Genomic DNA, 20,778 nt, shown 5'->3' with positions numbered 1-20,778 from the left:
TGCGGAGTCGCGCTCGCAGAGATTTCGATTCTTCAAAGCCAGTTTTACAGGAGGTAACACGCAGTGAGTGAATCCCGCCCCCCGCTCTCCGGATCACAAATCAGAACACGCTGCTGTATCGTCGGCGGTGGTCCCGCCGGTCTCTTCCTGGGATACCTGCTGGCCCGCGCGGGCGTTGAAGTCATTGTACTGGAGAAACACAAAGACTTTTTACGTGATTTTCGTGGCGACACCATTCACCCGTCCACTCTGCAACTCTTGCATGAACTGGGCCTGTTAGATGAATTTCTCAATATCGCTGATAAGCATTTTGACTCGCTCGATCTGAACTTTGAGGGTCAGCAGATCTCGGGTCCTTATTTCACACACCTGCCAACTGAATGCAAATTCATCACATTCGCCCCTCAGTGGGATTTTCTGAATATGCTCGCCAAACATGCGAGTGAATATCCTAATTTCCAGCTGCATCTGCAGGCCGAAGCCAAACAACTGATCCATGATGGAACGCATGTCATCGGTGTAAAAGTGAATGGGCTGGATGGAGAATACGAGATTTTTTCTGACCTGGTTGTGGGCGCCGATGGTCGTGGCTCGCAGATGCGAATTGACGCTGGTGTCGAAGTGATCGAAAAGGGAATTCCCATCGATGTCCTCTGGTTTCGTGTAGGGAAACAGGGAGACATTGATGACAATACACTGGCCCGTATTAAAGAGGGTCGCATGCTGATCACTATCGATCGTGGAGACTACTTCCAGGCAGGCCTGATTATCCATAAAGGAATTTTTGACGAAATCAAACAGGAAGGCCTGGAAGTCTTTCGTAATAGAATACTTGATATTCTCCCCGATCTGGCAGCAGGGGTCGCCGAAATTGACAGCTGGGATAAAGTTCGACTCCTGACCGTACAACTCAATCACATTACCAACTGGGCACAGCCAGGCCTGCTACTGATTGGTGATGCCGCCCATGCCATGTCGCCTGTAGGCGGGGTCGGGGTCAACCTGGCCGTGCAGGACGCCGTTGCAACCGCTAATCTGCTGGCTGATAAACTGTACAACGGCGAGGTGACCCTGGCAGATCTGCAAGAAGTACAACATCGACGCGAACGCCCTGCTTTGAAAACACAACGCATGCAGGTCTTTGCCCACCAGCGGCTGTTTGGCGGACATACCGCTCCCGGGAAACCTGTCTCGATCTCCTGGGGATTAAGAAAATTTGCCGGTCTATTCGCCCCTGTTATCAAGCGGACCGCTGGCAAGCTGATTGGTCTGGGATTTCTCCCCGAGCATATTCAGACCCCGGAACGAGCGGCGAAAAACAGTACCCCCGTCGCACCATGAAAATTGAGAGACAGTTTCCTGTCAAGAAAAACAGGAATCTTCTGCCCTTTTATTTCCCGTATTGTTAGAATGATTTCTGGACTAGTGGAGTGTCATTTTTAAATTTTGGGTTGAGAGATATCAAGAGAGTGCGACAACGGAGCACGTAAACAACACCCCTAACCCTCAATTTCCAGCTTGACAAAGCACTAGACTGTGTCCGGTTTTACTGTAGCGTCTCCAGAGCTATTTGAACCGAGTATAATAGTTTGAGAGACGCTATGGTTAAATGTGATGCGTTCTAGATCATCTTGTTCCAGGTCAGGTTCATTGAAACGTGGTATCAGGAATCGCAGAATGGTCAGGATCTGTTTCCTCTCTTTGATTCTCACTCTGATTATGTGCATTCCCGTCACATCACAGGCGGGTGAAGAAGCTGATCGCACGACTCAGATCCGAAAAGCGATCCAGAAATCCATTCCCCTGATTGAAACGGCATCCGCAGGATCAGCGCGCGAACGAAAATGCTTCACCTGCCACAACCAGGCTTTGGCAGTTCTGGTTTTCAATGAAGCCCGCCAGCGGGGATTCAAAATAGATCAATCAATTTTTCAGCTGCAGGTAGATCATACAACCGAACATCTGAAACGAGGCCTGGAAAACTATCGCGCCGGCAAGGGACAAGGGGGCGGCCCCGATACTGCCAGTTATGCTTTGTGGACACTTGAATTGGCAGGACAAAAGTCTGATGAAGTGACGACTGCCGTCACTGGTTATCTGCTGGAACGTGACAAAGGGCGCGCTCACTGGACTCGTAATTCCACTAGACCCCCTTCCATGTCTTCAGACACCAATACAAATTATTTCGTCATCAGGGCACTGCAGACATTCGGCAGCGAATCTCAACATCCTGAAATCACAGCCCGGATCGCAAAGTCCCGGCAGTGGCTGCTCGACCTGAAACCCGCTTCGACAGAAGAACGTGTCTTTCAGTTACGCTGCTTGCAAACTCTGAGTGTGGACGACTCGATTCAACAAACTTCCATAAATGCATTATTGAAGCTGCAAAATGCCGATGGGGGCTGGTCTCAACTACCTGAGATGCAAAGTGATGCCTATGCGACGGGAACCGTGCTGGTAGCGTTATTACGTTCCCATCTGATTGATGCCGACGAACCTGCAATCAGAAAAGGCATTCAATATCTGGTCGACACCCAGCAGGCTGATGGTTCCTGGCATGTGATCAGCCATGCAAAACCATTCCAGACTTATTTTGAAACCGGATTTCCTTACGGAAAAGATCAGTTTATCTCGGTCACTGCCAGTAGCTGGGCCACGGTTGCTCTCCTATTGACTCAGCCGAAACGGGATTGACAGCAAGTTTTCCCGTTCCACTGATGCTGCTGTTTCTGATATAACCACAGCCAGAACGTTATCCCTTGAAAAGTATCGCGAAGTGAGCGGCGTCTCATCTCCGTTAAACCCCTATTATACCAGAAGGCTGACTGACTATGTTTGAACGTATTTCGAATGGCTGGGCATTGTCGAAACAGAGCTTTCGGGTCTTAATGCTGGATAAAGAACTGTTGCTGTTCCCGATTATGAGCGGTATTTCCTGCCTGCTGGTTTTAGCCAGTTTCGCCTTGCCGCTCTGGGACAGTAAATATATCAGTACGATTATGAATGATCAGCAGGCGCCCCAGGATCCTGTGGCGTACGTGATTTTATTCGCCTTCTATTTTGTCAATTATTTTGTGATGATCTTCTTCAACTCAGCCTTAATGGCCTGTGCGATTATTCGATTAAAAGGAGGCAATCCCACTGTAGGTGACGGCTTAAATGCCGCGTTAAATCGACTGCCTCAAATTGCAGGCTGGGCACTGGTCAGTGCCACGGTTGGATTTATCCTGAAAATGATCGAATCCCGCTCGGAACGAATCGGGCAGATCGTCGCCGGCCTGCTGGGCATGGCCTGGTCGATCACCACTTACTTTGTGATTCCCGTACTGGTTGTAGAAAAAAAGAATCCCTTTGAAGCCATGAAACGTTCTGTCAGCGTATTACGAGAAACATGGGGAGAATCTCTGGTTGCCAATTTTGGAATCGGAGCGATCATGTTCCTGATCATGATTCCCGTATTTCTCATTCTGATTGGAGGCGTCATGATGATCGCCGCGGGAAATGCCGTTGCGGGAGGGGTTCTCATAGGTTGTGCCATACTGAGTATTCTGTTGATCTCCCTGGTCTCCTCGGCAGTACATGCGATTCTGATCGCCGCGATTTATCTGTTCGCGGCCGAAGGGGAAGCTCCAGAACAGTTTGACCAGACTCTGATCGCGCACGCCTTCAATCAAAAATAAGCCTTGAATATCAGCTTCATACAGAAAACCCTTGAAGTTAGTGCATTCCCGCATCTATGATCAAGTGGATCTTTTGCTCCCCCTGATTATCTGCGAGGAATTCTCGATGGCTGTGCGTGTTCTTTTAATGATTTGCCTCTGTTATTTCTCTACTGTAGCCACTGCTGAAGAGCCTGAACTCCAGCTGCAGTTGAACCCCCTCATCTATCAGCGACAAATCACGCGTTTGGGGAAACAGGGATTCGCAGCGACTGACTTAAGTGTCTATGAAGGCCAGCGAGCTGAGCGATTTGCTCTTCTGGGAGTCAAACAAACAGATTCCAAAGACTGGAAAGCCTTTCATGGACTGGATGGAAACCAGCTGGACGACAGGCTGAAACAACAGGCCGCAGCAGGTTACCACCCGCTGGTCATTAGCGGCTACGAAAAAAGAGGCAAACCGCGGTTCGCTGTCATTCTGAAAAAGTCAGCTGAAGCCACACCGATTCTCAAACACTCCCTTTCAGGCGCTCAACTCCAATCCACCTTGAAGTCCTTACAGGAAGAGGGCTACGCTCCCCTTCAACTGGATGGCTACACAGTCAACAATCAGACGTTCCATTCAGGTATCTGGAAAAAACAAAAAGAAGCTGCCTGGGAAGCCACCTGCCAGATTCCCTTAACTCAGTTTCAGGAAACATTCGATGATTACACATCGAAAGGATTTCGACTCGTTGACCTGTGTGGCTTTGTTGAAAATGAGACAGCGGTTTACCATGCCATCTGGTCGAAAGCAGCTGGTCCCGAATGGAAGTGTCAGTTTCATCTCAATCCGGATGAGTTCCAGAAAACGAATCAGAAGAGTCTCACTGATGATTTTCAACTCACGAATTTCGACGCATATTCCATTAATAACCAGCCTTTTTTCACAGGGATCTGGGAGAAAGTCGTGCCAGAGAAGCGTGTCGAATTACCGCTCTGGAAATCTCCGGATACGATTCCGATGACGGGGCTGGATCAGAAAGAATTATCCTCACTGGATGAAGCAATCAAAGACTTCATGATGTTGCATAACCCTCCGGGAATGGCTGTCGCAGTCAGTTATCGCGGTCGGCTCGTTTATGCACGAGGCTTTGGATATGCAGACAAAGAAACGAAGCAACTAGTGCAATCAGACAGTCAATTTCGAATTGCCAGCATTTCCAAACCGATTACCGCCGTGGCCATCCTGAAGCTGGTCGAACAAGGCAAGTTGGACCTCGACAGTTGTGTCTTCGAAGTTTTAAAACAGTATCGGCGTCCTCTCTCGCAACAGAACATTGATTCGAGACTGAAAGACATCACCATTCAGCAGTTGCTGAATCATACCGCCGGCTGGGATCGGAAGGCTTCGTTTGATCCGATGTTTCGTTCGATCACTTTTGCAAAACAAGCAGGTAAACCCGCGCCCGCGGAAATCGATGATATTATTCGCATCATGCTGAAACAGCCTCTCGATTTTAAGCCCGGGGAACGCTATGCCTACTCCAATTTCGGGTACTGTTTACTGGGGCGGGTGATTGAAGAAGTCACCGGTCAAACCTACGAAGACTACATCCAGCAGGCGATCTGCAAACCATTGCATATGAATGAGACCCAGTTGGGGAAAACACTTCTTGAAGGACGCCGAGAGAAAGAAGTCAAGTACCACACTAATCAGGAGGGAAGTTCTGTCTTTGCTGCAAATCTACGCGAGCAGGTCCCCTCCCCCTACGGTGCCTGGTACCTGGAAGCAATGGACTCCCACGGCGGCTGGATTTCATCAGCACCGGACCTGCTGCGATTCGCAACCGCGTTTAATCTCCCGGAACAATGTCCTATATTGAATGCCCCGACGATCTCAAGAATGCTGGAACGTCCAGCGGGACTCGCCGGTTTTGATGAGCAGGGTAAACCGAAAACTGCCTACTATGCCTGCGGCTGGATGGTCCGACCGATCGATACCGCCGGGAATTCCAATCAGTGGCACACCGGTTCCCTGGATGGAACGTCGACGCTTCTGGTTCGCAGACTCGACCAGATCAACTGGGCGATCCTGTTCAATTCTCGTCAGGGTATTGATGAGAAACGGTTGTCCTCACTGATTGACGCTCCCATGCATACCTGGATCAACCGAATCGAACGCTGGCCTGCCAAAGATCAGTTCGAACAGGAATAATAAGCGGTTAGTTCTTCAAGTGACGGTCAAAAAACTGGTAAGCCGCTTCCCGAGTTGCCGATGGAAAATCATGCTTTGCCTCCGGGTACACAGCCTTTAGATTTTCCGGCTGCCCCGATAACTGATAAACAGGTTGCGCAATCCGCATTACATCTTTCACACCTGATACTTCAAAATTGCTGTCGCTGATCGGTGCACATGCCAGAAAAGCCCGGGGGGCAAAACTGGCGACGATTTCGGTAAAATCAAAGGGAACCAGATCCGGATTGTTCTGATACTCGCTGTTGATCACAGGCATATACCGGTCACTGGTCCAGCCTTTCAGTTTGCCTCCATAATATTTATGAAAGCGGGTAAATCCACAACTGGAAACCAGTGCCTTGATCCGGGAATCAAAGGCAGCCGTGAACATCGTGTTATGGCCTCCCAGTGAATGCCCGATGCAACCGATACGATCCCCTTGCACATAATCCAGAGACTGCAGTAAATCGAGAGACCTCATATTGTCATAGATGGCTTTCATCGTGCCACTGCGGTATTCCGGATGTGCTTTGAATTCGTAGGGATATTCACCAAATGAAGGGTAATCCGGCGCGAGTGTGACATAACCCCGCTCTGCCAGTTCCAGCGCATATTTCAGATTCGGCAAGCCTTTGATCCCCGCCGGTTCTTCTTTGCCTGTACTGGAATTGGTTTGATGCAGACAAAGTATCGCTGGCACTGGATGCGCGGCAGACGCTGCATCGGGAACTAATAAATACGCCTTCACTCGCTGCTTCAAATCATCTGTATGATAAGAAATCTTCAACCGCTTTACAGAACCGACGGCTGCTTCTTCCAGCACTTTCATATCCAGGGGAACCGGTTTCGCCGGACGGGGCACTTCGCCCATCACGGTCTGCATATTTGCCAGAATATGACCGCGACGTATTTTCCAGTCCTCCCAGCTCTGAACGGAATGCTTCTTCCCAGCTGGATCCAGGTAATAAGAAAGATCCAGATGCTCCTGATAAACGGGAACCTGCTGCCTGGGATTCCCGGGATCGTCTGCCCCCCACACAACCGGGCAACAGGTAATCATACAGATGACGAAAGGAAAATATCTTGAAAGCACCGAGGCACCTTTCTTAAACTGAAATCTGATTATTTTTCAGATGGTTTTGCTTTATGGTTTTACAGATTCAGCGGGAGCGACCAGTGTATTTTTGATAATAGATTCGGTCAGTTTTTCATGATCAGATTCGACATCAATTAACAGATTGTTACCAAAGATCACATGTGTTGTAGGTTCGATGACCGTCACTGCTTTGGGACGAACCGAAGAAAACAGATTTCCGGAAACCGTGACTCCACGAGTTTTATCGAGAGTCAGCCCGGCGGCTTTCAGATCATTGGTACGGCGTTTAACCTGTCCCTTTCCAATATAACTGTTTGAGAAGTTATTGCCTGTCACCGTAATTCGACCTGATTTGGGTCCAATCTTTAAGGCGTCTTCTGCCAGTAGAGTAAACGTATTCGCACTCACCGCACAGCCATGGGCATCGTCCAGAATAATTCCGCTGCCATTATGGGCGATGACATTCGCAGAAAGCGTAATCCCATAACATTCTTTATCCAGGGTGATCGCCCGCCCTTTGCATTCTTCAATCATGTTCGCACAGACGATGGAACCATAGGTATTTTCAATGATCACGCCATCACGTAAATGGTCATCCAGATTGTTGCCACTCATACACAGATTAAATCCATCGGCACATCTTAGCGCATCCAGGTTTTCTTCAAAATGATTTGCCGAGACGACAATGTCATGACAGCCGACTGTATTCAGCCCGGTGGCTTTGTTGTAGGTAATCAGACAATCGGAAACACGGGGATCTTCGAAGCAGAAATCCAGAAATATTCCGTCGTTCCCATGATAGCTGCAGGTGACCCCATGGATATAAATTTCCTGAACCCATTTGGCATTGATGCCTCGCCCGCTTTTCTCGTTGCCCGTCACGCGAAAGTTCTGTAACTGTACCCGCCAGATACGAGGTTTAGGGTCTGGCTTTCCATCCGGAAGTTTGGCATCAGCCGGCGGATGAATGGCAATCGCATCCTTACCTTCTTCATTTTTATTATGAATATGGGTTGAGGAACCAGCGCCCATCAGTAACACATCACCTTTGGTAATGACTAAAGGCTGATCAATTTCAAAATTACCAGGCGGGAGCATGACGACGCCCCCTTCAGCAGGAATCGCATCCAGCGCCTGTTGGATGGATTCATAATTGATCGCGTGGATCACAGGACGCGCGCCAGGCAGTTTCGCCTTCCCTTGAGTTTCCCCTTTTTCTAACCCGGCAAACACCAGCCCTGAACTCAAGGAGACGATGAACATCAGAGTTAGCACGGAATTGAAAATAGCTGTGCGTGAACGTTTCATAACAGGCAGGACCTCGTATTAAATCAGAAGCGCGGGGCAGGAAGAAAAACAGCTTGAGTTAAACCGTCATTCACGATCATGATGTAACTCCGGTCCAGTAAAACCAGACCGGCTTAACTTTCTTTCGTAATTCCACCATCACAACCGAAACAGAGCCGATAGTCAAGTTGCAGATGAAAAGTAGTCTGTTCAGCGGGACGTTATAAATCCAGATTTTGATTTTCTCAGGTTAACTCAAAGATTGATTTTACGCCGTTCCAAATCTGACAGGGGGACGACTTGTAATTTATCCATGGAATGCTAGAATCGCTCACGTCAAACGGTTGCATCTGTATCTGGTTTTAGTAACATAAACACTGACAACAGGTTGCAACTGCTCCTCAGAAGCGGCAGCTCTGAAAACCCGGGAAACTTCGGATTTTTTGAGTCACCTGAATCACTTCAGGACAGTCCATTATTCTGACAGGCACCCGTAGCTCAACTGGATAGAGCACCGGTCTTCGGAACCGGGGGTTGGGGGTTCGAATCCCTCCGGGTGTATTAAAGTCTAAGTTATAGATATAACTTACCTTTCGGGGAATTGATTCCTTCCAAAGTGAGACCTTGAATCCTGAAAAAAAGTGGTAGTTTTACCACTTTGATTTTTAGGCTGAAGGAGCATCACTTTGGCAGCCAAAAAAGTCCCCTCTTATTGTCTCCATAAACCATCGGGTCAGGCACGTGTCATTATTAATGGCCGACACCATTACCTCGGTGTTTATGGATCGGAAGAAAGCAAGAGCAAATACGCTCGACTCATCAGTGAGCAATCCGCTCCTGAGACGAAAAAAACCCAGGCCAATTTCGGATCTGATGATTTTCCAGATCTCTCAATTGACGAACTCTTAGTCCAGTATTTGGACCATGCGAGAGAGTACTATGTACTCCAGGATGGCAGTCCCAGTAGGGAGCTGAAATCCATGAAAGAGGCCATGAGGCACATCCGCGAACTGTATGGTTCTGATCCTGCGCGGGAATTTGGCCCCAAAAAATTAAAGGCCATCCGGGAGCACATGATCAAGGTCCATGACCTGAGCCGTGGTGTGATCAACAATCGCGTGAACCGTATGAAGCGTATCTTCAGGTGGGCTGTCAGCGAAGAACTGATTCCGCCAAAGGTCTATGAAGGACTTCGAACGGTTTCCGGCCTGCGAAAAGGAAGAACCAAAGCCAGGGAAACCGATCCCGTCAAGCCGGTCTGCGATGAGCATGTGCAAGCAGTGCTTCCCTTTGTCTCAGTTCAGGTCGCCACCATGATCCAGTTACAGAGACAGACTGGAATGAGACCATGCGAAGTCGTCCTCATCAGGAAATGTGATATTGATATGGGCGGAGAGATCTGGATCTACACCCCCATGGAGCATAAAAACTCCTGGAGGGGGCACGAACGGAATATTCCACTCGGTCCCAAATCACAAAAACTACTCCAGGCTTTTCTGGATCGAGAACCTGACACCTATTTATTTAGCCCCAAGCAAGCTGAGCGGGAACGAAATCTCCGAAAAAGACAACTTCGTAGAACCCCAATGACACCATCACAGAATAAACGTAAGCGAAAAAAACATCCACAAAAATCCCCCGGCGATCATTACGATACGGCTTCCTACCGCCGTGCTATTAAGTACGGGATTGCTCTGCTTAATAAACAGCGAACTATTGAAGGGAAATCTATTATTCCTGACTGGTACCCGTTGCAGTTACGCCATTCCCGTGCCACTGAGTTAAATGAAATGTTTGGCATCGAAGCGGCTGCTGTCAGCTTGGGTCACGCTCATGCAGAAGTCACCAAGGTCTATGCAGAACGCAATCTGAAACTGGCAATTGAAGTTGCCAAGAAGGTTGGATAATTCTTTTAAAGGAAAAGTATATGCACACTAACTTTCCGATCATCACACCGAAATCAATCATACAGTCTGCTGTTAATTTCAAAAAAGTAGATTTACTACTAGTTCATTCAACATCGAATCTTCTGAAAGGCAAAACCAACACCGCGACTTATATGTTTCCAGACATCATAACATTTCAATCTAGGATAGAACTAGAAATCCATTTCTGCTCACAGCTTGCCTTTGACCTGACAAACACATTTTTATCGCTCGCCAATTTTTGCTTTAAATATGGAATACCGTTGCAAACGGAACCTCCAAGGCCAGTCTTACCAGAAAAACTAAAACTGGAATTCGAGCCTGGTAAGGTATTATGTAATGGTCATCAAATTCTCGAATTGAGAGGAAAGAAGTTTGAAATTTTGAGAGAAATCTCGAAGTCGAAAAATGGATTAAAACAAGCTGAACTTGAAGACTCCGTTTGGAACATGGAACCAAAATCGCCAAGTACAGTTCGAGGATATATCTCAAGTATAAACAATCATTTTGAAAAACGTTATCAGCTTTCAGATAATGACAGACTGGTTAAAAGGATTGATACGGGCTACAGAGCCACATTTCAAATTGATCTAAAAGTGTTAGAAATAATTGCGAAAAAAATAAAAAGTAGACATTAATCAACAGTTTTTCAACAGTCACATTTCATACTAACTCCTCGCTAAACGATTTAATTCTTTTTAATCAATCGCGAGGAGTTTTTTATATGAATAATATCATTGATCAAGATCGCTTTTCTCTCAACGAAGTGGCTGAGAAATTAGATGTCCATATTGCAACGGTCTGGCGTTGGACTCTTTCTGGAGTGAAAGGGCGACGTCTAAAAACCGTTCAGATTGGTGGGCGACGATATGCCCTGCTGAGTGACCTGGAGGCATTCCTGCAACAGAGGGATACAAGTCTGGGGAATCCCAAGCTCTTTGACGTACAGCATCAGCAACGTCAGGCCAAAGCTAAAGCCAGACTCGATGCTGAACTATAGCATGTTAATGGTAAAAGGCCGTAACGGGTGCAACCGAAACGGCCTTTTAGTCAAGCCCCCTGAAAGCAAAAGACAAGGGGGATCCTCTGTACCCTCAAAGGATACGTGAGCAATGAAAAGTATAACAATTCATGGACAAAAAACGAGACCAATTCAGAAAGTTCGAATGAAAATTGATGGTAAGATCGAAAGCATCACTCTAGAAAAGCTCCGAAACCCGGACTATACACATCAGTTGTCAGGTCGAATTACTTCTGCCCTAAAATCAACTAACGTTGACTTGTCTAAACTCTCCGATTTGGCTCCCAAATTCAGACTGGAGCTTTTTCTTTTTCTATCGCCTCTTACGAAATATGTTAAATATCGTATATCCAAAAACAATGGATTTCAAACCAATTTATTTGAAGCAACACTTGAATTGATCTGTGGAAATCAAGATATGTCAGGCCATCAAAATACCAAAATGGCTGCTATTGAGGCCGCAGTCCTGGAATATCCAGAAGTACTCGATTCAGCTTGTGACCGTATTGCTAAACGCTTAACAGAATTAAATATCAAAGGAGTCAATCGACGTGAGTTGCTGAAACAAGCAAAGGATATTTTGAATCAGCTCGAAACATTATATGCCACGGACACTGACAATCAGTCAGGTTGCTTCATTCGAGAGTTGGTTCCTGATGTACCTATTCCAAACAATCTTCAGGTGCCCAATGGGTGGAATTTATCTAAGAAAGGTATTTCACGGCATAACCAAAAAATATCAATTCCAATCCCCATCTTAATTTCCGCAAAAGTTATTAATCTCCAGGATGATACCGTACTAATTAGCCTTATGTGGTTTCAGAACGAAATGTGGAAAGTGCACACCTTTGAAAAATCCAAAATCGCGAATCAGCGAACTATCGTTGATGAACTGGCTCCCTTAGGAATACTTGTAACAAGTAATAATTCGAAAGACCTCGTTCAATATCTACTGGATTTTGAAGTAGAGAACCAAGATATTCTTCCAATTGAATATACTACGCATCAATTAGGGTGGATGAGGAACAATGTGCCTGAGGGTTTTTTACTGGGACATAAATTCATATTTCCTAAATCACCCGAAAAAGCAGACAATCATTCATCAGAACCAAAAAACAAAGTTCAATTTAAAGGAATGGACGAAGGCGACAATCAGATCGCAGCTGCCTTTGAAGCTAAAGGTAGCTTTGAGCAATGGCTGGCAGTCATAGAGTCCGTTCTTCACCATCCCCAAGTAATGTTAGCTATCTTTTCATCCTTGGCTGCCCCTTTATTAAACATCTTTCATTCGCCCGGTTTTGTTGTCAGTTTTTCCGGTCAGACATCAAGTGGTAAGACAAGCACTTTGCGGATCGGCGCAAGCTGCTGGGGTAACCCAAATGAAGTAGAGAGCAACTCTATAATTAAATCCTGGAGAAGCACCGCCACGTCACGTGAGCGGCTCCCTGCGATCCTGAAAAATTTACCATTAATATTAGACGACACAAAATTGGCAATCCGAAATGAAGACGTAGCTACAACGATTTATTCCATAGTCGCTGGTATGGGAAAAGGAAGAGGTAGTGTAAAAGGCTTAGCTAAGCAATTGACTTGGCAGACCATATTACTCACGAGCGGTGAGCAACCACTAACATCATTTACCCAAGATGCTGGAACTCGAGCTCGCGTTCTAAGTTTATGGGGTTCGCCTTTCGGAGACTCAAGTCCAAATACTGGAGTTTTAGTCCGCGATTGTAGCGAAATTATTTCATCTAATTATGGACATGCAGGAAAAAGATTCATTCAGCATATTCTAGACAATCGTTGCCAGTGGGATGCATGGATAACTGAGTACAAATACGAGGTTGATAAGTTCCAGGAATGGGCCAGCCATGCAGGCAACCCATTTGCCGCCAGAATGGCCCCTCACTTTGCAGCCATCGCCACTACGGCCTGGCTTGCTCATGACGCCCTTGGGTTGCCAGGAGAGTATTCTGATCCCATCGAACCTCTGTGGGAGGAATTGTCTGGGGCTGCCCAGGAGGCAGACCAAGCAGTCTCTGCAATGCGATTTATGATCGATTGGTTTCAATCGCACCCAAATGATTTTCTGGGAAAAAACACCAATGAAAAAAATCAACCCAACAACGGCTGGGCGGGTGTCTATAGGAAAATTTCGCCACAGCCCGCAGAAGAGGAAATCTCTAACGGAAAAATAGCGTATATAGCTTTTTTCCCATCAAAGCTAAAAGAGTTACTCATACAACACAGATTTGAACCGACGGGAATTCTTCGGAAATGGCGGGATAAAGGGTGGTTATCTATAGATCCAAGTTCTACAGGGAGATTTACCAAAAAAGTAAAAAAGCCAGATGGCTCTGGATCGGTAAATTTAATCACTATCAACCAAAATGCGATTAATGAGTCAGGTGCAGAATAAAGTATTAGGTTCCCATTGTTCCCACTTTTTTGATCCCTATGGGTGCTTACCCTGACTGTTTCACCAGTTTTTGATAAATCGTCCCTGTAAATTCACAACTGTTATTTCGCCAAGTGGGAATTGTGAGAACCACTTCTACGGGAGCATTAAAATATGCAATCGAAAAAGAATCCACGATCAATCCTGAAATCATGTAGCCAGACATGCAAACAAGAAATCTACCGAGCTGCCTTACGGTACCGAAAAGCGGGACTCAGCTTGATTCCCATAGCCACAAATCAATCCAAAGCTCCAGCCTTTGATTTACTCCCTCTCATAAATGCTGATGGGAGCAAACAGAATGAACGTAAATCCTGGAAAGTTTTTCAAAAACGAAAGCCTCATAGATCTGAAATCAACCACTGGTATTCTTTGGATAAAGACATTTACGGAATTGCAATTGTCGCTGGAAAAGTGAGTGGTAACTTAGAAATACTCGACTTAGATAATTCCGATATCATTGAGCCATTTTGCTTGGAAGTCGAAAGCAGAGCTCCCGGACTATTGGATAAGTTACCAAAAGTCGAGACACCGCGTCCTGGTTTACATTGCTATTATCGCTGTGAGAAAATCGAGGGTAATCAAAAACTAGCTAAAATCATTCCTTCGGATTCAGCCAATGCACAAACAATTATTGAGACCAGAGGTGAAGGCGGATATTGTCTCGCCCCCCCTTCTCCGGCAACCTGCCATCCTTCTTTGAAGTGTTACCAGTATTATGGTGACAAAGATCTTTCAATGATCCCCCAAATCACGATTACCGAAAGGAAGCATTTATTAGAAGCTGCCAGAGTGTTTGATGAGTGCTCCAAAATCAGTCCTCAAAAGACACGACCAACCTTGTCGAAAAAAAAACAATACGATTTAACAAGACCCGGAGATGACTTTAATTTTCGCGGTAAGTGGGCTGAGATTCTAGAACCCCATGGTTGGATGTATGCGGGCACTGGTACTGATCACACAGATAGATGGACGCGCCCTGGTAAAGACCAGGGGTTTTGTAGTGCGTCCACCAATTATATGGAAAGCGACTTGTTATATGTATTCTCATCTAACGCTGAGCCGTTTGAAATAAATACAGCTTATAGTAAGTTCCATGCTTACACCCTTCTTAACTGCGCAGGTGATTTTTCTGAGGCAGCTTCAGAACTTAAATTCAGAGGATATGGTAAAAATCGCTATGACTTAAAATCAAAACGTAGTTGGAGAAAAGACCTAAGAAAATAGCTTTAAGGTCTTTTTAATTCCGCAAATTAAATAGCGTTTTTAACATTCAACTCTATCGATTGGATACTGAGATGCAGCTTACAAATGAAAGCGAAAATATACTCCCATTCGCACCACCGTGCCCACGATGGGATACTGCCAGCCAAATCAGCGAAGAGGTAAAGCTGGGTTCCAGTCCGGATAACCAGATCACCCAAGACACTGTTGGCTATTTAATATCTAAATCAATAGTTCTTAACCCGACTATTTATGAAGCCAGTCAGATCTTCCAGAAAGAATCTATTTACCGGACTGAGATAGAAACACTCATCCAGGTAGACCACTCTGGTACACAGATCACTGAAGAGAGTAATTCAACTCCCTGGAGCTTACTTTCTCCCCAGACGTCCCCCTATCTTAACCTGGGGAAAACGAAATTTTGTAGTGCAAACCTGAAGGGCAATACATGAGTTGGGATCAGAAGAAAGGCAAGAAGAAGTACTATTACCGCAGCAAGCGTGTTGATGGGAAATCGATCAAGGAATATGTCGGACGTGGTCGGACGGCCACAGAAGCTGAACTGTTCGATCAACAACAGCATCTACGAAAACAATTTGACCAACGATATTGGGATTTAAGGCTATGCCTGTTAGATCGTGCGAGCGATTCCACGGATCATCTATTCATGCTCTCCACGATTCTATTCAAGGCGATCTTGATTTCCAGTGGTTTTTATCTCCACAAAGGACATGAATGGAGGCGACGGAACAATTATGGCTGAGTCACGTAAACAAATACTTCCCCCAACACGATCGGTGCTGGATCAACTTGAGAAGCTCGTTAAGAAAGCAAATCAAGGCGCCCCCGAAGCGATCAGAGAACTTCAGCAGTTTCTAGATGAGCATCCACAAATCTGGCAACGTACAGGCGACATGGCTCAGATTGCTGAAATAGCTTGGATAGAACTTATTTCTAAAGGAAGGCCCTTATGTCGGGAGTCACTCAAAAAAAAACTGACTGCTCTTAAGGAAGAGATTGGAGTAGAAGCTGGGAATCCCCTGGACGACATGCTGGTTGAGGTCATCATTTCAACCTGGTTGGAAATGCATTACCTAAGAAGTGTTGAAGCTGACACGACATTTAGAACCGGAACTCAGAACAACTCAATGATAAAACGTTTGGAATCAGCTCAGCGCAGGCACATCACGGCGATCAAGCAGTATAGACAAATCCAAAAACTATTACCAAATACAAACATTCAGACCGATCTTAAGATCTTCCGCCCGAAACAAGAAACGGGCTGAGAAACAATCACTTATTGTGAAAACCCAGGCTTCTGTAAGTGAGATAAGTCTCACTACCCCTTGAATTGTTCATGCAATCTATAAATCGAAAGGATTGTATGAGGCGAAGACAAATACTGTTATTTAAAAGCAATCTACTCTATTCGATGAAAGACCAATCATGTCCAAAGAACTTAATCTTACAAAAGAAATCGCAGAGCAATTTTTATTGTTTCCGGATTCAGTGGAACTCGAAGAGTTCACAGCAATCGAGGATACAGCAGCAGAAATCCTAAGTCGTCGCAAGGGTCCTCTCAGGCTTTGTGGACTGAGGGAACTATCTGAAAGTGCGTGCCGGAGTCTTAGTAAGCACCAAGGAAGATTAACGCTAATTTTAGTTGAGCGGCTATCCCTCAATGCTGCCAAGTTACTTATCAATCATAAAAACCTATATTTTCATGCTTGTGATCAGCTATTAATTCAGGGAATGCCCTCACGTCCCCCCGGTTATTTTCCTGACAAAGAAGACTTCCCCATTCAAGTAAAGCTACTAGGCTGGTTAAATTCTCCGTTCCACTCTAATGTGACTCCAAGTAAAATGGAGCTAACACCTGAGAATGCGGCTACCCTCGCGAAACACTTCCCAACCGATCAAACGATGCATTTAAATGGTTGGTTCGAAAAGATTGATAATTGTACCTTGCAAAAATTAGTTCCGTACACGGGAGCAATTGAAATAGCTGCAGATCAACTGAAAGAAAATGCATATAGTGTGATTCCGAAGCTTAACGCCAGTGAGCTTTCGATAGACAATTCAGAATTCTGCTACCCTGAAGATTTCTCAGAAAATATGGCAAACGCGCTATTAACTTTTAGAAATAAACTTACAATTCCAGACTTTTTACCCCTTTCCGACGAAATCAAAACGATTCTGAAGCAACATCCATCTTTGTCTCATTGGGGAAGTATGGAGGAACCTAGCATTCAAGTAACCTGTGGGACTTGTGGTTCTACCAAATCACACAGACTGGCAAAAAATGATCATGGGGAGGGCTATGAAAATGTTTTAAACTGCATCAAACATAATTCATGGCAGATCTCTCCAGACCATGGTTACATATGCCCTGAATGTAGCCTTTTCCCTGAATTCGTCCGCCTTACTCCCACCAATGTGTAAATGAGTCACTAGGAAAAGTTTCATATATCGCAACATTAATATAGTTTAATCATCACATTGAAATGTGGTATTGGATTTGAAAGATGGACAACCAAGTTCTAACACCATCGATGAAGGGAAAGTAGTATTTTTTCGATACAACTCAGACTCCACTTTCTTACAACCTGCCCTGATAGTTAAAAAAAAGCCCAATCTTTCAAGAGTAATATTCTTCAAATGACACCCTGCCTGTCCTCATCTGGCCAAATCCAGAATGAGGACAGCACAAGGTGAAATATCCTAACGTTTGTGGCGATGCTCTTGTATTCGGATCCCACCAGTCAGTGGAGAAGAACCGACAAGCAAAAAAGTCATCAACAGGAACACAGCGAAGCTCTCGGCTATCAGTCCTAATAATGCTGAGACACCAAAACTGCCTGTTAGGTGAAACCCGTTTAATTTGTCTATACTGTTGTAGGTCATGAAATCTCCCACGAGGTTTTATTAACCAGCCTGTCCCTGACAGGGACGGCATTTTCCAGAAGCTGTTTCACTCCGATACTCAGGTGCCGACAATCTGATCGGAAGTCAGACTGCGACTCCAGCCCTGACTCTGTTCGCTGAGCTGTGACATCAGGTCCCGGATATGCGACACGGTTTCAGTCAGGCCGCCACACAGAGACTTCAGTTGCGTCAGAACCTGCTCTGCTTCGACAAACGGCTTCTGTTTTGATTGAACCTGCTCAGCCACGCGTTTCCGCTTCATCCGAGATTGGGCAGCTTCATGAGAAACTGAAGTAGACTCAATCCGGACGGCGTCAGGCTGGTGCGGCAAGGTATCTGCCTGAGTCAGCAGTGCCCAGATATAGATCCGGTGCTCATCCCTGCAAGTTACCGGAGTATCCGATCCGCTCAGACTGATCTCCCGAAACCCCAGCTGCAAAGCTCGCCTGAAGTAATCTCGACTCGTATTGGCCCGCAGACTTTCCCCGGATCGCCCCGAGCGACTCAGGACATAATCCCGCTGCTGCCCCTGCCCTGCTTCTCGGGTCCGCACCGTAACCGCCCCATTTAAGTCCAAGGTCACCCTTCCGGCATCATCCTGGTGAAACGGCTTAGGCTTCATAGCCGCGCAGATAAACTCGGCATCATCATCCGGAATCTGCAAGGAAGAGACTGTTTCGGGACGATTATTGACCAGCTCCAGCACATCGGGAAAACGCGCCTTTGCGTTGATCCGCAGCCAGATGGTCCACGGTCCCGATCGGAGTGCCACCCATTCCGCAGTCATGCCGATCTCAACCGGCTTTCCACGGCGCAATTCCCGACTGCACAGCAGGCGATTTACAGGGACCAGGAGCTCTCCTTCCCAGGGGAACTGGAAATCATCCTGAACCAACAACTGCCTGCCGTCGGTGCTGATTACCTGCCCTGCTTGGCCTCGCAGCTGCAGATGATCCAAGGCATAACGCGCGGAATCTTCGGTTGCCGTTTCGCAGGCATCACGTAAGGCTTCCATCAGACGGGATTCGTTACGGTCCAGCTTGTCAGGAAGAGCCGGGTATTCCATCGACTGCGGAATACCGGCTTCCTGCCACTCAACTTGAATGGCTTGATCCTGCCGCTGAATCTGGACCAGATCAGCCCTGGGACCGTGGCAGCATCGCAAGAGCCCAAAGGGGGCGACCAAGTGCAGGTTCTCCAATCCCTCTGCAGGAGTTCGGTATTCCAGGGCCACCTGCTGATTGCAGGTCCGAATCCGCAAGTGGTGCCGGTCGACCAGAAACTCGACTGGTGGACCTGTCTGGAGGCTGGTAATTCCCAGTCCACGAGTTAAGACGGTTTTCAACTCACGTATTAATGAGCGAGATACTTGTATCATTGTTTCTCCTGTGCGATCAGAAAAAGCCCACCCGGTAACCGACGCCAGGTGGGCATGGAAAAACGGCTATAAGAACGCGTTCACAGAACAGACTGTTTGATCAGAGCGACATTCCGCTCCAGATCGACTTGGTCCCAGTCCAGGATCTGAGGCGGCAGGTCACAGGGTTCGGGATCAAAACGGACGGTTAGCGGGTCCGCCAGGCTGAAACCACGAAACCGGACTTCCCGTAAATCTTCACCCGTTGCATGAGCGACCTGCTGGTCGAGTTGAGCTTGTATCATTTGCGTTGACTCCTGGTAAAAATGAGAAAACGCTGCCCCCTCGGAGCAGCGTGAATACACACTGCCCCGCAGGGCACATCAGAAATGCCATTACAACGAATTGGTCAGCCAGTACGTTTCCAGCCACTCCCGTTCCGCGTGCAGGGCATCGCTGCGATTCCGGTAGGGTCCCAGTAACGGTCCCCCGACTGGTGACAAATCCGCCGTCCAGTTTCCCTGCTGATCCGGCTCGACATGAGAACCACGTTCAATCTGTAGTTGTCCTATGTCGTGCAGATCCAGTATTTCGTCATACAGGCACCGCACGGCACCATCGGTTTGAATGAGTATTTGCATGGGGCCCCCGTTTATTTGGGTCGACGCTGGATGTTGCGGCGCGGCCGATCTACCAGCAACTGGTCCAGGTTGTGCTGCACCGCCGACATTTGAGAAGCCACTCGCTCGCGCACATCCTGACTGTCACGCAATTGCTGGGGATTCACGCCGGTAATAATCTGCTGGGCGTTCGCCACCAGTTCATCCAGCTGTTCGTTCGAGCGGATGTTGAGCTGACGAAACCGGTCAAAGAAATCGGTCAGGTTTGTGACCGCGGTATCCCGAAAGACCTTGGGCTTCCCATCCTGTCGCCCCGTCAGTCGTTCTGTCAGATGATCCACCATCTGCGTGAGCTCACTTAAAAACGCCTGCTCGGCCAGCTGTACGGCTTCGTCAAACCGGGACTGCACCCGCTGGCACTCCTGCTCATACAGCTCCGGGTTCAGCTGCCGGAGGTAATTCGGCGGCTCTACGGAAGGATAGTCATGCTCGATCTCAAACATGCCGATCAGCGACGGTGGATAATCATCCGGATTGAACAAGTCCCCCAGCCGATCCCGGGCCGCATTACGCAGTTCTTCATAGTGCCGATCCAGTTCGTCGACCGCCTCGTCCAGTTCCCGACGGAAATCCGCGATCGACTGATCGAAGTCCGTAATCTCATCCTGGCGGATCAGGCGAATCCCCGGTTCCGGAAAGGGGAGCGACACACCTTTCCAGTACGCGATCGCACGCCCCCGGATCGCCGTGACGGCTTTGAAGGCGGCATGGCGGGTATCCAGCAACTTCTTGCCGGCAGAGAGGTATTTCCCCTCGGCACCGAAGGAATCAGCGGCCTGGTTCTTCTGCTGGGCCGTGAGCGACTTTCTCACTCCCAGCCAGGTAAAGCTCAGTCGGGCTGCCGCCATGGAAGAACGCAGTCGCTCACTGGGAGTGATGGTTGTCGCAGACGGAGCCTCTTCGAGTAATGTTGTCATTATTAGCGTCT

18 protein-coding genes and 1 tRNA gene are annotated in these 20,778 nt (G+C 47.2%); 13 read left to right on the top strand and 6 right to left on the bottom strand.

Translation table 11 applies throughout. The annotated features are described in order from the left end of the window. Positions 1-63 precede the first annotated feature (63 nt). The 4 genes from ACN0YH_RS22975 (at position 64) to ACN0YH_RS22960 (ending at position 5,856) form a co-directional block, all read left to right on the top strand. Positions 64-1,341 carry an FAD-dependent oxidoreductase gene (locus tag ACN0YH_RS22975; RefSeq protein WP_417381932.1) on the top strand — a complete coding sequence of 426 codons (1,278 nt, stop codon included), beginning with the start codon at positions 64-66 and terminating at the stop codon, positions 1,339-1,341. A gap of 336 nt (positions 1,342-1,677) precedes the next feature. Then, the gene (locus ACN0YH_RS22970) at positions 1,678-2,694 is read left to right on the top strand and encodes a prenyltransferase/squalene oxidase repeat-containing protein (protein ID WP_417381931.1); all 1,017 of its coding nucleotides are present in this window, start codon (positions 1,678-1,680) and stop codon (positions 2,692-2,694) included. A 137-nt stretch (positions 2,695-2,831) separates the two neighbouring features. Beyond that, positions 2,832-3,680 (top strand): DUF6159 family protein, encoded by an 849-nt coding sequence (locus tag ACN0YH_RS22965; protein WP_417381930.1) that lies wholly within the window; start codon positions 2,832-2,834, stop codon positions 3,678-3,680. Positions 3,681-3,786: 106 nt separating this feature from the next. Continuing rightward, on the top strand, positions 3,787-5,856 hold the full coding sequence (locus ACN0YH_RS22960) for a serine hydrolase (RefSeq protein WP_417381929.1): 2,070 nt from the start codon (positions 3,787-3,789) through the stop codon (positions 5,854-5,856). 7 nt (positions 5,857-5,863) lie between these two features. Here the strand turns inward: ACN0YH_RS22960 and ACN0YH_RS22955 are convergent, their stop codons facing one another. Together ACN0YH_RS22955 and ACN0YH_RS22950 are read right to left on the bottom strand one after the other, a co-directional pair. Next, on the bottom strand, positions 5,864-6,970 hold the full coding sequence (locus ACN0YH_RS22955; RefSeq protein WP_417381928.1) for an alpha/beta hydrolase: 1,107 nt from the start codon (positions 6,968-6,970) through the stop codon (positions 5,864-5,866). Positions 6,971-7,021: 51 nt separating this feature from the next. Continuing rightward, positions 7,022-8,281 (bottom strand): right-handed parallel beta-helix repeat-containing protein, encoded by a 1,260-nt coding sequence (locus ACN0YH_RS22950; protein ID WP_417381927.1) that lies wholly within the window; start codon positions 8,279-8,281, stop codon positions 7,022-7,024. A 466-nt stretch (positions 8,282-8,747) separates the two neighbouring features. On the opposite strand from ACN0YH_RS22950, the gene ACN0YH_RS22945 reads away from it, so the two are divergent. The 9 genes from ACN0YH_RS22945 to ACN0YH_RS22905 all read left to right on the top strand — a co-directional run bounded on the left by ACN0YH_RS22945 (position 8,748) and on the right by ACN0YH_RS22905 (position 17,330). Next, positions 8,748-8,821 (top strand) — tRNA-Arg (locus ACN0YH_RS22945). Positions 8,822-8,946: 125 nt separating this feature from the next. Continuing rightward, positions 8,947-10,167, top strand: coding sequence for a tyrosine-type recombinase/integrase (locus tag ACN0YH_RS22940; RefSeq protein WP_417381926.1), 1,221 nt, complete (start codon positions 8,947-8,949; stop codon positions 10,165-10,167). Positions 10,168-10,187: 20 nt separating this feature from the next. After that, positions 10,188-10,823, top strand: a complete 636-nt coding sequence (locus ACN0YH_RS22935) for a hypothetical protein (protein WP_417381925.1) — start codon at positions 10,188-10,190, stop codon at positions 10,821-10,823. Between the two features lie 86 nt (positions 10,824-10,909). Continuing rightward, positions 10,910-11,185: a helix-turn-helix domain-containing protein gene (locus tag ACN0YH_RS22930; protein ID WP_417381924.1), complete on the top strand. Its 276-nt coding sequence runs from the start codon at positions 10,910-10,912 to the stop codon at positions 11,183-11,185. Positions 11,186-11,351: 166 nt separating this feature from the next. After that, the gene (locus tag ACN0YH_RS22925; protein ID WP_417381923.1) at positions 11,352-13,625 is read left to right on the top strand and encodes a DUF927 domain-containing protein; all 2,274 of its coding nucleotides are present in this window, start codon (positions 11,352-11,354) and stop codon (positions 13,623-13,625) included. Positions 13,626-13,778: 153 nt separating this feature from the next. Next, positions 13,779-14,891, top strand: coding sequence for a bifunctional DNA primase/polymerase (locus ACN0YH_RS22920; RefSeq protein WP_417381922.1), 1,113 nt, complete (start codon positions 13,779-13,781; stop codon positions 14,889-14,891). A gap of 445 nt (positions 14,892-15,336) precedes the next feature. Continuing rightward, positions 15,337-15,651: a hypothetical protein gene (locus ACN0YH_RS22915; RefSeq protein ID WP_417381921.1), complete on the top strand. Its 315-nt coding sequence runs from the start codon at positions 15,337-15,339 to the stop codon at positions 15,649-15,651. Beyond that, positions 15,644-16,174 carry a hypothetical protein gene (locus ACN0YH_RS22910; RefSeq protein ID WP_417381920.1) on the top strand — a complete coding sequence of 177 codons (531 nt, stop codon included), beginning with the start codon at positions 15,644-15,646 and terminating at the stop codon, positions 16,172-16,174. Before ACN0YH_RS22915 ends, ACN0YH_RS22910 begins: the two co-directional genes overlap by 8 nt. A 160-nt stretch (positions 16,175-16,334) precedes the next feature. Next, positions 16,335-17,330, top strand: a complete 996-nt coding sequence (locus tag ACN0YH_RS22905) for a hypothetical protein (RefSeq protein ID WP_417381919.1) — start codon at positions 16,335-16,337, stop codon at positions 17,328-17,330. Between the two features lie 541 nt (positions 17,331-17,871). On the opposite strand, the gene ACN0YH_RS22900 is transcribed toward ACN0YH_RS22905, so the two are convergent. From ACN0YH_RS22900 to ACN0YH_RS22885, 4 genes are all read right to left on the bottom strand, one after another. Further along, complete coding sequence (locus ACN0YH_RS22900; RefSeq protein WP_417381918.1) at positions 17,872-19,191, bottom strand: hypothetical protein; 1,320 nt, start codon at positions 19,189-19,191, stop codon at positions 17,872-17,874. Between the two features lie 80 nt (positions 19,192-19,271). Next, positions 19,272-19,475, bottom strand: coding sequence for a hypothetical protein (locus ACN0YH_RS22895; protein WP_417381917.1), 204 nt, complete (start codon positions 19,473-19,475; stop codon positions 19,272-19,274). A gap of 90 nt (positions 19,476-19,565) precedes the next feature. Further along, the gene (locus ACN0YH_RS22890) at positions 19,566-19,811 is read right to left on the bottom strand and encodes a hypothetical protein (RefSeq protein WP_417381916.1); all 246 of its coding nucleotides are present in this window, start codon (positions 19,809-19,811) and stop codon (positions 19,566-19,568) included. Positions 19,812-19,822: 11 nt separating this feature from the next. After that, entirely contained in the window at positions 19,823-20,767 is a 945-nt protein-coding gene (locus tag ACN0YH_RS22885; protein WP_417381915.1) for a hypothetical protein, read from the bottom strand. Positions 20,768-20,778 lie beyond the last annotated feature (11 nt).

The sequence above is a fragment of the Gimesia sp. genome, from assembly GCF_048262075.1.
In the GTDB taxonomy this organism is placed as follows: domain Bacteria; phylum Planctomycetota; class Planctomycetia; order Planctomycetales; family Planctomycetaceae; genus Gimesia.
The sequence above is the reverse complement of the archived record's forward strand: the minus strand, read 5'-3'. Positions and strand labels throughout refer to the sequence as shown.

Bases quoted from the DNA above. Each gene is read 5' to 3' on its own strand.
- ACN0YH_RS22910 (WP_417381920.1), top strand. From the start codon at position 15,644: ATGGCTGAGTCACGTAAACAAATACTTCCCCCAACACGATCGGTGCTG.
- ACN0YH_RS22895 (WP_417381917.1), bottom strand. From the start codon at position 19,475: ATGATACAAGCTCAACTCGACCAGCAGGTCGCTCATGCAACGGGTGAA.
- ACN0YH_RS22950 (WP_417381927.1), bottom strand. From the start codon at position 8,281: ATGAAACGTTCACGCACAGCTATTTTCAATTCCGTGCTAACTCTGATG.
- ACN0YH_RS22960 (WP_417381929.1), top strand. From the start codon at position 3,787: ATGGCTGTGCGTGTTCTTTTAATGATTTGCCTCTGTTATTTCTCTACT.
- ACN0YH_RS22900 (WP_417381918.1), bottom strand. From the start codon at position 19,191: ATGATACAAGTATCTCGCTCATTAATACGTGAGTTGAAAACCGTCTTA.
- ACN0YH_RS22890 (WP_417381916.1), bottom strand. From the start codon at position 19,811: ATGCAAATACTCATTCAAACCGATGGTGCCGTGCGGTGCCTGTATGAC.
- ACN0YH_RS22885 (WP_417381915.1), bottom strand. From the start codon at position 20,767: ATGACAACATTACTCGAAGAGGCTCCGTCTGCGACAACCATCACTCCC.
- ACN0YH_RS22970 (WP_417381931.1), top strand. From the start codon at position 1,678: ATGGTCAGGATCTGTTTCCTCTCTTTGATTCTCACTCTGATTATGTGC.
- ACN0YH_RS22935 (WP_417381925.1), top strand. From the start codon at position 10,188: ATGCACACTAACTTTCCGATCATCACACCGAAATCAATCATACAGTCT.
- ACN0YH_RS22930 (WP_417381924.1), top strand. From the start codon at position 10,910: ATGAATAATATCATTGATCAAGATCGCTTTTCTCTCAACGAAGTGGCT.
- ACN0YH_RS22920 (WP_417381922.1), top strand. From the start codon at position 13,779: ATGCAATCGAAAAAGAATCCACGATCAATCCTGAAATCATGTAGCCAG.
- ACN0YH_RS22925 (WP_417381923.1), top strand. From the start codon at position 11,352: ATGAAAATTGATGGTAAGATCGAAAGCATCACTCTAGAAAAGCTCCGA.
- ACN0YH_RS22965 (WP_417381930.1), top strand. From the start codon at position 2,832: ATGTTTGAACGTATTTCGAATGGCTGGGCATTGTCGAAACAGAGCTTT.
- ACN0YH_RS22915 (WP_417381921.1), top strand. From the start codon at position 15,337: ATGAGTTGGGATCAGAAGAAAGGCAAGAAGAAGTACTATTACCGCAGC.
- ACN0YH_RS22905 (WP_417381919.1), top strand. From the start codon at position 16,335: ATGTCCAAAGAACTTAATCTTACAAAAGAAATCGCAGAGCAATTTTTA.